This is a genomic window from Mesorhizobium qingshengii, from assembly GCF_027563465.1.
GTDB lineage: Bacteria > Pseudomonadota > Alphaproteobacteria > Rhizobiales > Rhizobiaceae > Mesorhizobium > Mesorhizobium qingshengii_A.
In genome coordinates, this window is the sequence record NZ_JAPFQA010000018.1 from 36,264 (window position 1) to 49,020 (window position 12,757).

Annotated in this window: 11 protein-coding genes and 1 pseudogene; 7 read left to right on the forward strand and 5 right to left on the reverse strand. The window is 65.4% G+C overall.

Features of this window, described 5'->3' with window-relative positions:
• Positions 1-5: 5 nt before the first annotated feature.
• Positions 6-1,121, reverse strand: coding sequence for a KamA family radical SAM protein (locus tag OOJ09_RS26900; protein ID WP_269908102.1), 1,116 nt, complete (start codon positions 1,119-1,121; stop codon positions 6-8).
• A gap of 266 nt (positions 1,122-1,387) precedes the next feature.
• Here OOJ09_RS26900 and OOJ09_RS26905 point away from each other — a divergent pair, with 266 nt between their 5' ends.
• Both OOJ09_RS26905 and OOJ09_RS26910 read left to right on the forward strand, forming a co-directional pair.
• Positions 1,388-3,052: an acyl-CoA synthetase gene (locus tag OOJ09_RS26905; protein ID WP_269908103.1), complete on the forward strand. Its 1,665-nt coding sequence runs from the start codon at positions 1,388-1,390 to the stop codon at positions 3,050-3,052.
• 123 nt (positions 3,053-3,175) lie between these two features.
• On the forward strand, positions 3,176-4,063 hold the full coding sequence (locus tag OOJ09_RS26910; RefSeq protein WP_269908104.1) for a hypothetical protein: 888 nt from the start codon (positions 3,176-3,178) through the stop codon (positions 4,061-4,063).
• Positions 4,064-4,110: 47 nt separating this feature from the next.
• Here the strand turns inward: OOJ09_RS26910 and OOJ09_RS26915 are convergent, their stop codons facing one another.
• From OOJ09_RS26915 to OOJ09_RS26925, 3 genes and pseudogenes are all read right to left on the reverse strand, one after another.
• On the reverse strand, positions 4,111-4,323 hold the full coding sequence (locus OOJ09_RS26915; RefSeq protein WP_091585494.1) for a tautomerase family protein: 213 nt from the start codon (positions 4,321-4,323) through the stop codon (positions 4,111-4,113).
• A 28-nt stretch (positions 4,324-4,351) separates the two neighbouring features.
• Positions 4,352-5,246, reverse strand: a pseudogene (locus OOJ09_RS26920) (SDR family oxidoreductase).
• A 10-nt stretch (positions 5,247-5,256) separates the two neighbouring features.
• The gene (locus OOJ09_RS26925; RefSeq protein ID WP_269908105.1) at positions 5,257-6,009 is read right to left on the reverse strand and encodes an SDR family oxidoreductase; all 753 of its coding nucleotides are present in this window, start codon (positions 6,007-6,009) and stop codon (positions 5,257-5,259) included.
• A gap of 103 nt (positions 6,010-6,112) precedes the next feature.
• Here OOJ09_RS26925 and OOJ09_RS26930 point away from each other — a divergent pair, with 103 nt between their 5' ends.
• Both OOJ09_RS26930 and OOJ09_RS26935 read left to right on the forward strand, forming a co-directional pair.
• Positions 6,113-7,006, forward strand: coding sequence for a LysR family transcriptional regulator (locus OOJ09_RS26930; protein WP_269908106.1), 894 nt, complete (start codon positions 6,113-6,115; stop codon positions 7,004-7,006).
• A gap of 228 nt (positions 7,007-7,234) precedes the next feature.
• Complete coding sequence (locus tag OOJ09_RS26935) at positions 7,235-9,796, forward strand: EAL domain-containing protein (RefSeq protein ID WP_269908148.1); 2,562 nt, start codon at positions 7,235-7,237, stop codon at positions 9,794-9,796.
• Between the two features lie 123 nt (positions 9,797-9,919).
• Here the strand turns inward: OOJ09_RS26935 and OOJ09_RS26940 are convergent, their stop codons facing one another.
• Positions 9,920-10,177: a GlsB/YeaQ/YmgE family stress response membrane protein gene (locus OOJ09_RS26940; protein ID WP_269908107.1), complete on the reverse strand. Its 258-nt coding sequence runs from the start codon at positions 10,175-10,177 to the stop codon at positions 9,920-9,922.
• Between the two features lie 127 nt (positions 10,178-10,304).
• Between OOJ09_RS26940 and OOJ09_RS26945 the strand changes: the two genes are divergently transcribed.
• From OOJ09_RS26945 to OOJ09_RS26955, 3 genes are all read left to right on the forward strand, one after another.
• The gene (locus OOJ09_RS26945) at positions 10,305-10,754 is read left to right on the forward strand and encodes a YidB family protein (RefSeq protein ID WP_269908108.1); all 450 of its coding nucleotides are present in this window, start codon (positions 10,305-10,307) and stop codon (positions 10,752-10,754) included.
• A gap of 349 nt (positions 10,755-11,103) precedes the next feature.
• A complete protein-coding gene (locus OOJ09_RS26950) occupies positions 11,104-12,003 on the forward strand; it encodes a LysR family transcriptional regulator (protein WP_269908109.1) in 900 nt (299 codons plus the stop codon).
• A 91-nt stretch (positions 12,004-12,094) separates the two neighbouring features.
• Positions 12,095-12,742, forward strand: coding sequence for an NADPH-dependent F420 reductase (locus tag OOJ09_RS26955; RefSeq protein WP_269908149.1), 648 nt, complete (start codon positions 12,095-12,097; stop codon positions 12,740-12,742).
• The last annotated feature ends 15 nt before the right edge of the window (positions 12,743-12,757 follow it).

Genomic DNA, 12,757 nt, shown 5'->3' on the forward strand with positions numbered 1-12,757 from the left:
CCACCCTATTCGCCAACCACCTCCCGATATCCCCTCACCTCACCATCCAGCCCGCGCAGGCGCCAGCTTTCCCCTTCCCGCGCTTCGACATAACACGGCCCGAGCGGCACCTTGCCGCCACCTTCCGGCAGGTCGAGCACATAGACCGGGTTGCAGATGCCCGACAGGCGCGCGCGCAGCGCTTCAGCGAGTGCCTGACCCTGCGCAATGGTCGTGCGCCGGTGCGCCATGCCGCGCGCGAGGTCGCCATGGTGCAGGTAATAGGGTTTGACGCCGAGGCGGTACATCAGCTCGCGGCAGAGCTCCTCCAGCACCTCGACCGTGTCGTTGACGCCTTTGAGAAGAACGCTCTGGTTGAGCAGCACGAAGCCGGCTTGCCGCAACATTCGGCAGGCCGTTTCGGTGGCGGGCGTGATCTCCCGCGCGTGGTTGAAATGGGTGACGACGGTGACCATCAGCCGGCCCTGCAAGGCCTCGATCAGCCCTGACGTGATGCGCGACGGCAGTGCGACGGGCACGCGCGTGTGGATGCGCAAGAGCCGCACATGCGCGATCGCCTCGATGCGGGCGCGGATTTCGGCCAACGCCTTGTCGGGCAGCGACAGCGGGTCGCCACCGGTCAGGATCACCTCGCGAATCTCGGGATGACCGGCGATATAGGCCAACGCCGGCTCCAGCGCCTCGCGCGTGTAGCCGCGGCCGATCGCGGTCAGCGATTCCTTGCGGAAGCAGAACCGGCAATAGACCGCGCATTGATAGGTCGGGAACAACAGCACCCGGTCGGCATGGCGATGCGTCAGCCGCGGCACCGGGCTGAACCCCTGGTCTGCGATCGGGTCACCGAGCTCGCCGTCCTGCTCCACAAGCTCTTCCGGCAACGGGATCACCTGCGCCCGGATCGGGTCGGCGGGGTCGTTCCAGTCGATCAGGTCGAGATAGGCTTTGGGGATGCGAACCTTATGGTTCGCCGCCGCGCCTTGAGCCGCCGCGCGCTCGCCCGGCGACAGCGGCAGGGAAGCGAGATCGCGCGCATGGCGCACACCCTGGCGAACATCGTCCTGCCAGGCGGGGGCGGTGGCGCGCTCAACGGCCGCATGATGGAGGTTGGAGTCTGAAGTCATCGTTTTCTCGGGGTGGCATGCTTGGCCGGACCTATCCGTCGGAAGCGGGTTCCGGTCAACAGCTGACCAATCCGTCGCGTTCCTTCCCATCCCCCTCTGTCCTGCCAGTCAGGGGGGTGGGAAGGAACGCCAGCCTGGCCCCCTGTGTTGTGAACCTACCCCACCGCCACCAACTTTCGCCGCATCGACCAACGGCGCAGTTTCATGCATTTAATGAAACAAACAGCGCGCCCCATGGAGGAGATGGGGCGCCAGGGAGGACTGCCATGACCCAAACAGCTCCGGCGCGGTTGCCGCGCTATGACAATGCCGTTGCGCGATTCCGCATCGAGGATGAAGCAGCGCGTCTTCAGGGCGATCCCGCGACCGGGATCAACGCCTATGTCGAATGCTGCGCCCGCCACACCGGGCAGGACCGGCTGGCATTGCGCGCGATCTCGGCCAGCGGTGAGCTGCGGGAATTCACCTTCGACGATCTCGACGACATGTCGGGCCGCGTCGCCAATCTGCTGAAGGCGGCAGGCGTCGGCCCCGGCGATGTCGTCGCCGGCATGCTGCCGCGCATTCCCGAACTGGTGGCGACCATTCTCGGCACATGGCGCATCGGTGCCGTCTATCAGCCGCTGTTCACCGCCTTCGGCCCGAAGGCCATCGACCACCGGCTGAAGACCAGCGGCGCCAGACTCGTCGTCACCAACACGGCCAATCGCGGCAAGCTCGACGAGGTGGAGCACTGCCCCCGGGTTGCGACCGTCCTCGCCCCGGGCGAAGCCTTGCCGGCGGGCGACATCGATTTCCGCGCAGCCTTTGCCGCCGCCTCGTCCGACTGCGAACCCGTCCTGCGCAAGGGCGATGACCTGTTCATGATGATGTCGACCTCGGGCACGACCGGCCTGCCCAAGGGCGTGCCGGTGCCGCTGAGCGCTCTGATGGCCTTCGGCGCCTATATGCGCGATGCCATCGGGCTCACCCCCGACGACGTCTTCTGGAACATCGCCGATCCCGGCTGGGCCTACGGCCTCTATTACGCCATCACCGGCCCCTTGCTGCTCGGCGTCGCGACGACCTTCAACGAAGGCGCCTTCACCGCCAGAAGCACCTACGACATCATCGAGCGCCTCGGCGTCACCAGCCTCGCCGGTTCGCCTACCGCCTTCCGCCTGCTGCTGGCCGAAGGGCCGGAGGCCGCCGCCCGCATCGAGGGCCGCCTGCGCGTGGTGAGCAGCGCCGGCGAGCCGCTCAACCCGGAAGTGATCCGCTGGTTCGACGCCCATCTCGCGGCACCCATCCATGACCATTACGGCCAGACCGAGAACGGCATGATGGTCAACAACCATCACGGCCTGTCGCACCCCGTGCGCCCGGGTTCGGCCGGCTTTGCCATGCCGGGCTACCGCATCGTCGTGCTGGACGAGGCCGGCCAGGAGCTTGGCCCCAACCAGCCCGGCGTCCTCGCCGTCGACATCGCCAACTCGCCGCTGCGCTGGTTCGGCGGCTATCACCAGGCGGAAACCCCGGCCATATCGGGCGGGTATTACCGCACCGGCGACACGGTCGAGTTCGAGCCGGATGGCTCGATCAGCTTCATCGGCCGGTCGGACGACGTCATCACGTCCTCCGGCTATCGCATCGGGCCGTTCGACGTCGAAAGCGCGCTCATCGAGCATCCGGCGGTCAACGAGGCGGCGGTGGTCGGCGTGCCGGATCCGCAGCGCACCGAGATCGTCAAGGCCTTCGTCATCCTGGCGCCGTCCTGGCAAGGCAGCCCGGAACTCGCCGAGGAGCTGGCGCTGCATGTCCGCAAGCGCCTGTCGGCCCACGCCTATCCGCGCGAGATCGATTTCGTGACGGAACTGCCGAAGACACCGAGCGGCAAGATCCAGCGGTTTTTGCTGCGCAAGGCCGAGGTCGAGAAGCGGAAGGGAGGGTGACGGGACGGCGAGGCCTTCGGTCAAGCGTCGCAGGACGCCTCTGGTCGACATGGTGCCCCACAATAGCCACCAAGACGCTCGATAGGCTCCCAAAGCCAGGACAAAAAGCGGGAGGCTTACGTCATGCGGTTGGTCTGGACGATCATGTTCGCGTTCGCGGGCGGGGTGGCTTTCGCGGCCTCGCCGGAGGACGACTATATCGCCGCGCGCGACAAGGCGATTGCCGCCATCGCGGCACTCAACAGCGCGAATGCTCCAGTGGAAACGCTCGATGCCGCCGACGCCAAGGCGCGGGCCGATCTTGAAGGGCGGCTTTCCTCTCTTCTCGGCCCCCTGGCGGTTGCGGATTTTCCGGCGACCGGCACCATCAATCTCGAAAGCCTGAGCGACGTCGATATCGGATACGGCATGCTCGACGGGCTGAGATACGCCAGGAGCGACGACGGCCCGAGCCTCGTGGCGACGACGCGAGGGCTCCTCGATCGCTGGCTTCAATCCAGGGCCGCCGAGACGGACGCGAGTCTCAAACTGCCCACCGGCATCGACGAGGCGCTGAAACTCGATGCCTTCTACACCCAGGCGATCAACAGCGACGCCGCGTTCATGGGGACGCTCGACTTTCCGCTGAAGAAGCCCGAAGGCGCCGACATCGCCATTGCGCGGCTTGGCGGCTGGACGCAGGACGTGGGACCGATCTACGAACAGCAGGTCATCGTCACGCTCGTCAAGGGCAATAGCGTCATGATCGCCTCGGCGCCCGCAGCACAGCCTGTTCCGAAGATCGCGGCCTGCGAGGCCATATGGACCTCGGCCGACGCCGCTGCCCAGAAATTGGCCGCCGAGGCTACCGGGCAAAAGGACGAAAAGGCATATGATGCCGCCAACGCCGCCTGGGAAAAAGGTGATGGCGACTATCGCACGTGCATGGGCGAGCGCCTGCCGGGCGAACCGGTCTTCCCGGCGCTTCTCGGCCAGGCGCAGGAGCTTGCCGACCACATGGCCGGCAAGTAGACGTTCCCCTGGCGCGCCGGCGCCACGCCTGCCTCAGCCCCGCCCCCCTATTCCTTGGCGCGATAGGCTTCCGGCACGACGAACACTTCGTCGGCACGGCCATAGCCGCCATCGGCGACCTCTTCCACCAATACCATCGTGTAGGGTCGGACGCCTTCGCCGAAAAATTCGACGAACATCGCCGTCGTGCGATGGATGAGGTCTTCCTTCTGTGCCTTGGAGAGAGCCGCTTGCGGCATCTTGATGTTGGCGAATGGCATGATCGTTTCCTTCTCTTTGAGGGTGGGTTCAGGCTTTGGGATGGAGCAGGTCGGCAAGGCCGATCCGTTCCATGAGTTGGGCACGCACGCGGTCGGCGACGCCGTTGACGATCGCGGCGCCATCGTCGGAGGGATCGATGTGCACGCGCAGCGGGCGCCTTCCGTGCGGCATGGCGACGAGGTCGACGATTGCCGTGGCGACATCGGCCGGATCGGCATCCGCCGGCTCCAGCGAAGCCAGCCCCTTCAGCACCTGCTGATCGACATCGGCGTAGGGCCCGGACCAGTAGAGGGCGGCTCGCTCCGCATCCGCGGGCGCGGCGGCATGATGAAAATGCTCCGTACCCTTGGTGAAGGCGCCCGGCACGACGATCGTCGTTTCGATGCCGAAGCGGGCGAGTTCCAGCGCATAGCTCTGCGCCAGCGCATCCATGCCGGCCTTCGCCGCGAAATAGGCCGCTAGGAACGGCGGCGTGCCGCCCGCGCGTGCTGCTCGAGCCGACCCAGATCATCTGCCCTCTGCCTAGAGAGCGCATATGCGGCAAGGCCGCCCGGTTGACGCGCTGCGTGCCGACGACGTTGACGTCGTAGAGCTGCGCCAGCTGTTCGGGCGCAAAAGCCTCCGTCGGTCCAAACCCCATGTGCCCGGCATTGTGAATGAGCACGTCGAGCCGGCCGGCCTCGCCGAGGATCAGCCTGACCGCCGTTTCGGCGGAAGCGTCGGAAGTGACATCGAGCGCGATGGGCTTGAGCGCCAGGCCCTCGTCGCGGGCGAATTTCTCCATTTCGGCCGCCGCCACGCCGCCGCGCGCCGCCGGGTCGCGCATCGAGGCATAGACCGTGTGGCCCGCTCTCGCCAACGCCCGCGCCGTCATCGCGCCGAAGCCGCTGGAAGCCCCTGTGATCAGGATCGTCTGTTGCATGGTAGCCTCCTCAGATCACGCCGCCATTGGCGCGGATGATTTGCCCATTGACCCAGAAGCTGTCCGGCCCGGCCAGGAACGAAACCACGCCTGCGATGTCGTCGGGCTGGCCGAGCCGGCCGAGCGGGATCATCTTGCCGATGGCCTCGATCTGCGCCTCGCTCTTGCCGTCCAGGAACAGCGCCGTCTCGATCGGCCCCGGCGCCACCGCGTTGACTGTGACGCGGCGCGCGCCAAGCTCCTTGGCCAGGATATGGGTCATCGCCTCGACGGCCGCCTTGGTGGCTGCGTAGACGCCGTATCCCGGCTGGTAGAGGCCGACGACGCTGCTCGAGAAATTGATGATGCGGCCGCCGTCGCGAAGCCGGCGCGCGCCTTCCCGCATGCCGCGGAACACGCCGCCGAGATTGATCGCGATCTGCGTGTCGAACGAGGCGTCGTCGGTCGCTGCTATCGGCGAGGTCTTCATGATGCCGGCATTGTTGACGAGGATGTCGATGCCGCCGAAGGCCTTCTCGCCGGCGTCGAAAAGAGCGGCGATGCCGGCCGGATCGGCGATATCGGCCTGGACGGCGATCGCCTTGCCGCCGCCGGCTTCGATCGCACGCACAAGCTCTTCGGCCTCCGCGCGTCCCCGCGCGTAGTTGACGACGACGGCGACGCCGTCGCGGGCGAGCCGCCGCGCGATTGCCGCGCCGATGCCCTTCGAGGCGCCGGTCACGATCGCCGTTCTGGTTTGTTGGGTCGATTGCTGGTTTGTCATGGATGTGTCTCCGCTTGGTTGGTGACACGGATATAGGCCAAGCCATTTCCCGGATAATCAGCCTCCTATTGACATCACTATTCGGAAACTGCGAACAAATGGCATGGATCGACTGGATACGATGCGGCTCTTTGTTCGCGTTCTGGAACGGCGCAGCTTCACCGCCGCCGCCGCCGATCTCGGCCTGCCGCGTTCAACCGCGACGGAAGCGGTCAGGCGGCTCGAAGAGCATCTCGGCGCGCGGCTGCTGGAGCGGACGACGCGGCAGGTTAACGCCACGCAGGACGGCGAGGCCTACTATCGCCGCTGCCTGTCGATCCTGGCCGAGATCGAGGATGCCGAGGCCGCCTTCCGCAATGCCGAGCCATTCGGCCTGCTGCGCATCGACGCCAGCACCCTGCTCACCCGCACGTTCCTGTTGCCGCGCCTGCCCGAATTCCTCGCCCGCTATCCCCGCGTCGACCTGCTGATCGGCCAGAGCGACCGGCTGGTCGATCTCGTGCGCGAGGGGGTGGATTGCGTGATACGCGTCGGCGAGCCGCCCGACAGCGGCATGATCATGCGGCGGCTGGCGATGATCCGCGAGATCACCTGCGCCAGCCCCGCCTATCTCGAACGGCACGGCACACCCGCCTCCCCCGACGCGCTCGACGGGCACCAGGCGGTGGGGTTCGTCTCATCGCGCACCGGCGAGACCCTCCCGTTCGAATTCACCGTCGGTGGCAAGACCGTTGAAGTCCGTCTGCCGGGCCGGGTGGCCGCGAACAATTCCGACACCGCCGCCGATCTGGCGCGGCTTGGGCTGGGCTTGATCCAGGCGCCGCGCTATCGTTTCGAGAAGGACCTTGCCGACGGGGCGCTGGTCGAGGTGCTGGCCGACTACCCGCCATCGCCGACGCCGCTGTCGGCGCTTTACCCGCAGAACAGGCAGCTCTCGCCGCGGCTTCGCGTCTTCCTCGACTGGGCGTCGCGCATCTTCGCCGAAGCGAACCTGTAGCGCTGGTCCGTTAAGCTCCGGTTCAGCCTGCGAGCTGAAATCCCGGCAGTCACGAGCCGATGCCGAAACTTACATCCGGCTTGGAAGTTCTAATTTAAGCGTTTTCTACTAAGGTGCGACCGGGGGCTGCCGTTCAGGAAAGGTATTCAGGTCGAATTGGCCATAGCGAGATCAAATCTCGGCCGCGTCAAACAGGCCGTTTTCTCTTCCGCCAACTTGCCGGCGGCCATTGCTTTTGTTGTGCTTTTGGCCTGTGCCATCGTTGCCGACCAGCAGAACAGCAAGGTCTCCGATCAACTGGCGCGCGCCGATGTGCTGGCCAAGGTCAACATCATCCGCGCCAAGCTCGAAGGCAACATAGGCGGCAATCTCCAGCTTGTTCAGGGCCTCGTCTCGACCATCGTTACAGAGCCCTACATGGGCCAGCAGAGATTTGCCTCGCTCGCGACCAATCTGTTCCAGCAAAAATCGCAACTGCGCAACATCGCCGGCGCGCCCGGCCTCGTCATCTCGCTGATGTACCCGATAAAAGGCAACGAGAAGGCGATCGGGCTCGATTACCGCAAGAACGAAGCGCAACGGAAGGCGGCATTCCGGGCCCGCGACCAGCGCGTGCTGGTGTTTGCCGGCCCCGTCGACCTTGCCCAGGGCGGGCGCGGCTTCATCGGCCGCATTCCGGTCTTCGTGCCGACGGCGGGCGGCGGCGACCGCTTTTGGGGCATCGTCTCGGCGGTGGTCGATGTCGACCGGCTCTACGCGGCGAGCGGGCTGACCGACCCGGAGATCGACATCGATGTCGCGCTCACGGGCAAGGATGCGCTGGGCGGCGGCGGCGAACACTTCTTTGGCGGCGACAATGTCTTCGCCGGAAACCCCGTTTCCGCCGATGTCCAGCTGCCTTCAGGCTCCTGGCAGATTTCGGCCATCCCCAAAGGCGGCTGGCCGACCGCTCCGAAGAACGAGTTGACGTTGCGGACGCTCATGCTGCTCGCCGGCGCGCTGGTGGTGCTGCCGATCATGGTGGCCGGGCGGCTGTTCGGCGAAAGGCAGAAGAACTACGCCGAGCTGAGACGCCTGTCCGGGCGCCTGGAGCTGGCGCTGGAAGCCTCGGGCATCGGCGTCTGGGAACACGACCTCACCACCAACAAGATGGTGTGGGATGACCGCGTCAACGAAATCTACGGCAAGCCAGCCGACGGCAAGCCGCGCCGCTATGACGACTGGGCACGGACGATCCATCCTGAAGACATCGGGCGGGCGCTGCGGGACTTCGATCTGGCCACCGCGAAAAAAGGCCCCTACTCCTCACAATACCGGCTCCTGCGCCCCGACGGCACGGTCCGCCATGTGCGCACCCGCGCCAGCTTCTTCCAGGGTATCGATGGCACGCCAAAGCTGATCGGCGCCGAATGGGACGTGACCAGCGACGTGCTGCTCAACGAGACCCTCATGCGCGAGCGCCAATTGACGGAATCGAAGAACGCCGAGCTTAATCTCGCCAAGGCGCATATCGAGTACGCGGCGCTGCACGATTCGCTGACCGGCCTGCCCAACCGCCGCCATCTCGACGAACTGCTGGCCGAAACCAGCGAACCGGACCGCCGCACGGCGCTGCTGCATCTGGATCTGGACCGCTTCAAGCAGATCAACGACACGCTCGGCCACGCAGCCGGCGACGCCATGCTGGTGCATGCCTCGAAGGTCATCAAGGCCAATACGGGCCCCGACGATTTCGTTGCGCGCATCGGCGGCGACGAGTTCGTCGTGGTGAGTCATGCGCTTGACGACGGCCAGCTCGCGGCGCTCGCCGACCGCATCATCGAGGAGATGCGCCAGCCTGTCGACTATCGGGGCCATCCGTGCCGGTTCGGAGTGAGCATCGGCATCGCCGCCAACAGCGGCATCGACGCCAGGCAGTTGCTCGTCAACGCCGATCTCGCGCTTTACCGGGCGAAAGACCGCGGCCGCAACCGCTTTGAGTTCTTCAACAAAGAGCTGCAGAGCGAGATTATGCGGACCAAGCAGATCGCCGATGAGATCCTCGGCGGGCTGGAGCGGAACGAATTCATCGCTTACTACCAGCCGCAGTTCGATGCCAGGACGCTCGAGATCGTCGGCGTCGAGGCGTTGTCGCGCTGGAAGCACCCGCGGCGCGGCCTCCTGGCCCCCGACGCCTTTCTCAAGGTGGCCGAAGAGCTCAATGTCGTGGCTCTGATCGACCGTACCGTGCTCGGGCAGGCGCTGGAGAATTTCGGACGTTGGTCGCGCAACCACCTCAACATCCCGCGCGTGTCGGTCAACGTCTCGGCCAGGCGCCTGGAGGACAAGGACTTGATCAGCGGCCTGCGCAAGCTCGGTATCAAGGAAGGAACCGTGTCGTTCGAATTGGTGGAGTCCATCTTCCTCGACGAGAACGACGATCTGGTCACCTGGAACATCGAGCACATCAAGGAGCTCGGCATCGACATCGAGATCGACGATTTCGGCACCGGCCACGCCTCGATCGTCTCCCTGCTCAAGCTGCAGCCGCGCCGCCTCAAGATCGACCGTCAGCTGGTCACGCCCATCATCGGCTCGAGCGCGCAGCGGCACCTGGTGTCGTCGATCATCGAGATCGGCAAGTCACTCGGCATCGAAGTGGTTGCCGAGGGCGTCGAGACGATGGAGCACGCGCGCATCCTGAGAGAGCTTGGCTGCGATATCCTGCAGGGCTACTTTCTGGGCCGCCCGATGGAGGCCAAGGCCTTCAAGGCCTTCGCCCAGTCGCGCAAATGGCTGGCCGCGGGCTAGCAGTCATGCGCACCCGCCCCAGCCACCCGTCGAAGACATCAGGCTCGCTGCCCACCCGCGACGCAGTCCAGCTCACGGCCGCCGACCACGTGCGTCGCTGCCCCTGCCTGTCGAATTCTGATTCTAGGGCGTCCGGTTGCCAGCAATCTGGTGATAGGCCCATAGCACCACAACCGCTCCGATTACCGCGACCACCAAGCTGTAGATGTTCAGGCCGGTAACGCCCGACGCGCCAAAGGCGCTGAAGATGAGGCCGCCAACGATTGCGCCGGCAATTCCGAGCGCGATATCCAGCATAAGACCCTGACCGGTCCTGTTGACGATCTTGCTGCCCAGGAAGCCGGCGATGACGCCGAGAATGATCCAGCTGATGATTGACATCTTTTCCTCTCGTCCCCCCGCCGCCAATCATTTTCATAGGACTGTCAAAAGTACAAGGCAGCTTGAAATTCGGCCCGAATGCCCCATTGTTGAAATGGCTGGGCTTGGTTGAAACGGAGGATCCACCATGGGACTTTTTGACAACGCCGTTCCCGGCGGCAACATCACCAAGCCGCTGATGATCGCGCTCGGCGCATTGTTGGTTGGAAAAATGCTGAGCGGTAGAAGCGCCGGCCAGCCGGATCAGCCGCAAACTACCTCCCCTTCCGGAACGACGCCGGCGGACGGCGGCCTGCTCGGGGGGCTGGGCGGCTTGCTGGACAAGCTGAAGGACGCCGGCCACGGCAATGTCGCCGATTCATGGGTCGGCACCGGGCAGAACCAACCGATCAACGCCAATGATCTTGGCAGCGCCATAGGCCCCCAGATTATTCACGAGATCGCGCAAAAGACCGGGATGGACGAGCAGGAACTGCTCAAGCAATTGTCCGCGGCATTGCCGGGCATCGTCGACAAGCTGACGCCGAACGGACAGCTGCCGCAGCCACATCAGGTCGCGTCGGCGTTCAACAACTGATTGATTGCGCGTATAATCGCTGACGTGTCGGCAAAGAATTTCTCCCGGCCGAGCCGATCAAGGATTCGTTCGTTCGGGTCGGCGCTGGACAGGTCGCTTGCCGATCACGGTTCCAATCGCCGTCTCCCCTGATGTGGCTGAGGGGAAACGGGGGCGTACGCCCTGTGCCACCCGAGCGCCTTCGCGAAGCCTGACCGGAGCGTTCCCAGCGCACCCGGATGGACCCCTGAAGGCACTCGATGAGCGGTCATTTCCAGGTCGAGTTCGAAAACTCGACGCGTCTGGCCATGAACGCGCCATTTGCGATTATGGTAGATGCTCAACAGTCACCGCGATCGGGGTTCACGGCATGGACAGACTGGCATGCGACAGGATGTTGGTTGCGGTCATCGAGCGCCGGAGCCTGTCCGCCGCGGCGCAAAAACTCGGCGTGAGCTCGGGTCAGGCGTCCAAGCTGGTTTCCCGGCTCGAGGAAGAGCTGGGCGTGCAGTTGCTTCATCGCACCACCCGCTCCGTCTCTCCCACCGAGGCCGGGCGCGCCTATTTCGAGCGGATCAAAAGCCTGCTCGAGGAGATGGACGAGCTGGATTCCACCATCCGCAGCGCGTCGGGGGCACCGCGTGGGCGACTGGTCATGTCCGTGCCGATTACCTTCGGCACCCAGGTCCTTGCGCCGCTTCTGGCCGAGTTCGCGCGGGCGCATCCGCTGATCGAGCTCGACGTGTCGTTCTCCGACCGCGTGGTCAATCTGGTGGAGGAAGGTTTCGACCTCGCCCTGCGTATCGGCAGCTTGCGCGACAGCACCCTCATTGCGCGAAAGCTCTGCCCGATCCGGCTGGTGACGACGGCGGCGCCATCCTATCTGCACGCATTCGGCGCACCGGACCGTCCCGAGGACGTGACCGGACACGCCTGCATCCTCGATAGCAACTTCGCCGATGGCGCCAGCTGGCGTTTCGCGCGCGGCCTGACGGTGCCGATCCGTGGCCGGCTGCGCTTCTCCAACGCCGAGGCCTGCGCGGCCGCGGCTGCGATCGGCCTGGGCCTGGTGCAGGGTCCCAGCTTCGTCGCCGGCGAGCGCATCCGGACCGGCCAGCTCATTCCCGTGCTGGCCGGCTGCGAGGCCGACCCGATGGCGCTTTGGGCCGTCTACACCACCGGCCGGCACCTGGCGGCGAAGGTGCGGGTGATGGTGGATTTCCTCGTCTCGCATTTCCAGGACAGCCCGCCTTGGGACCAGGGCTGGTAGACTTTCCGATTTGGAAGAAATCTTCTGCGATTTCACCAGATAGAAGTCGATACGGAACAGGTCGATATTCCCGTCATCGCCGCAGGGCAAGCTGACAGGAGCACAGGACATGACACTCGCAATCATCGGTACCGGTAATATGGCCAAAGGCCTCGCCACAGTGTTTTCGGGCAGCGGCAACGCCATCGTCTTCGGTTCGCGCCATCCTTCGGAGGCCGCCTCGGTCGCCAGCGGCTTCGGCGCCACCGTGTCCGCCGCCTCGATCCCCGACGCCGTCGCGAAGGCCGACATTGTTTTTCTCGCCGTGCCCTATGATGCCGCGGCCGCGGTGGTGAAAGCCGCCGGAGGCTTGGCGGGCAAGGTCGTCGTCGACCTGACCAATCCCATGAAGGCCGACTTTTCCGGCCTGGCCATCGGCTTTTCGACCAGCGCCGCCGAGGAAATCGCGCGGCTCGCCCCGCGGGCCAAGGTGGTGAAGGGCTTCAACACCTTGTTTGCGTCGGTGCTGCAGAATGGCGGCAAGGTCGCCGGCACCCCCGCAACGGTGCTGCTCGCCGGCGATGACGCGGGCGCCGTCGCCCAGGTCGAGGCGCTGGTGAAAGCAGCCGGCCTCAAGGCCATCGTCGCCGGCCCCCTGGCCGCGTCGCGCAACATCGAGGCCGTGGCCGCCCTTAACATCGGCCTCGGATATGGCCAGGGAAAGGGCACCGATATCGCTCCGACCTGGGTCGGCATCTGATCCAGGCCTTGATCG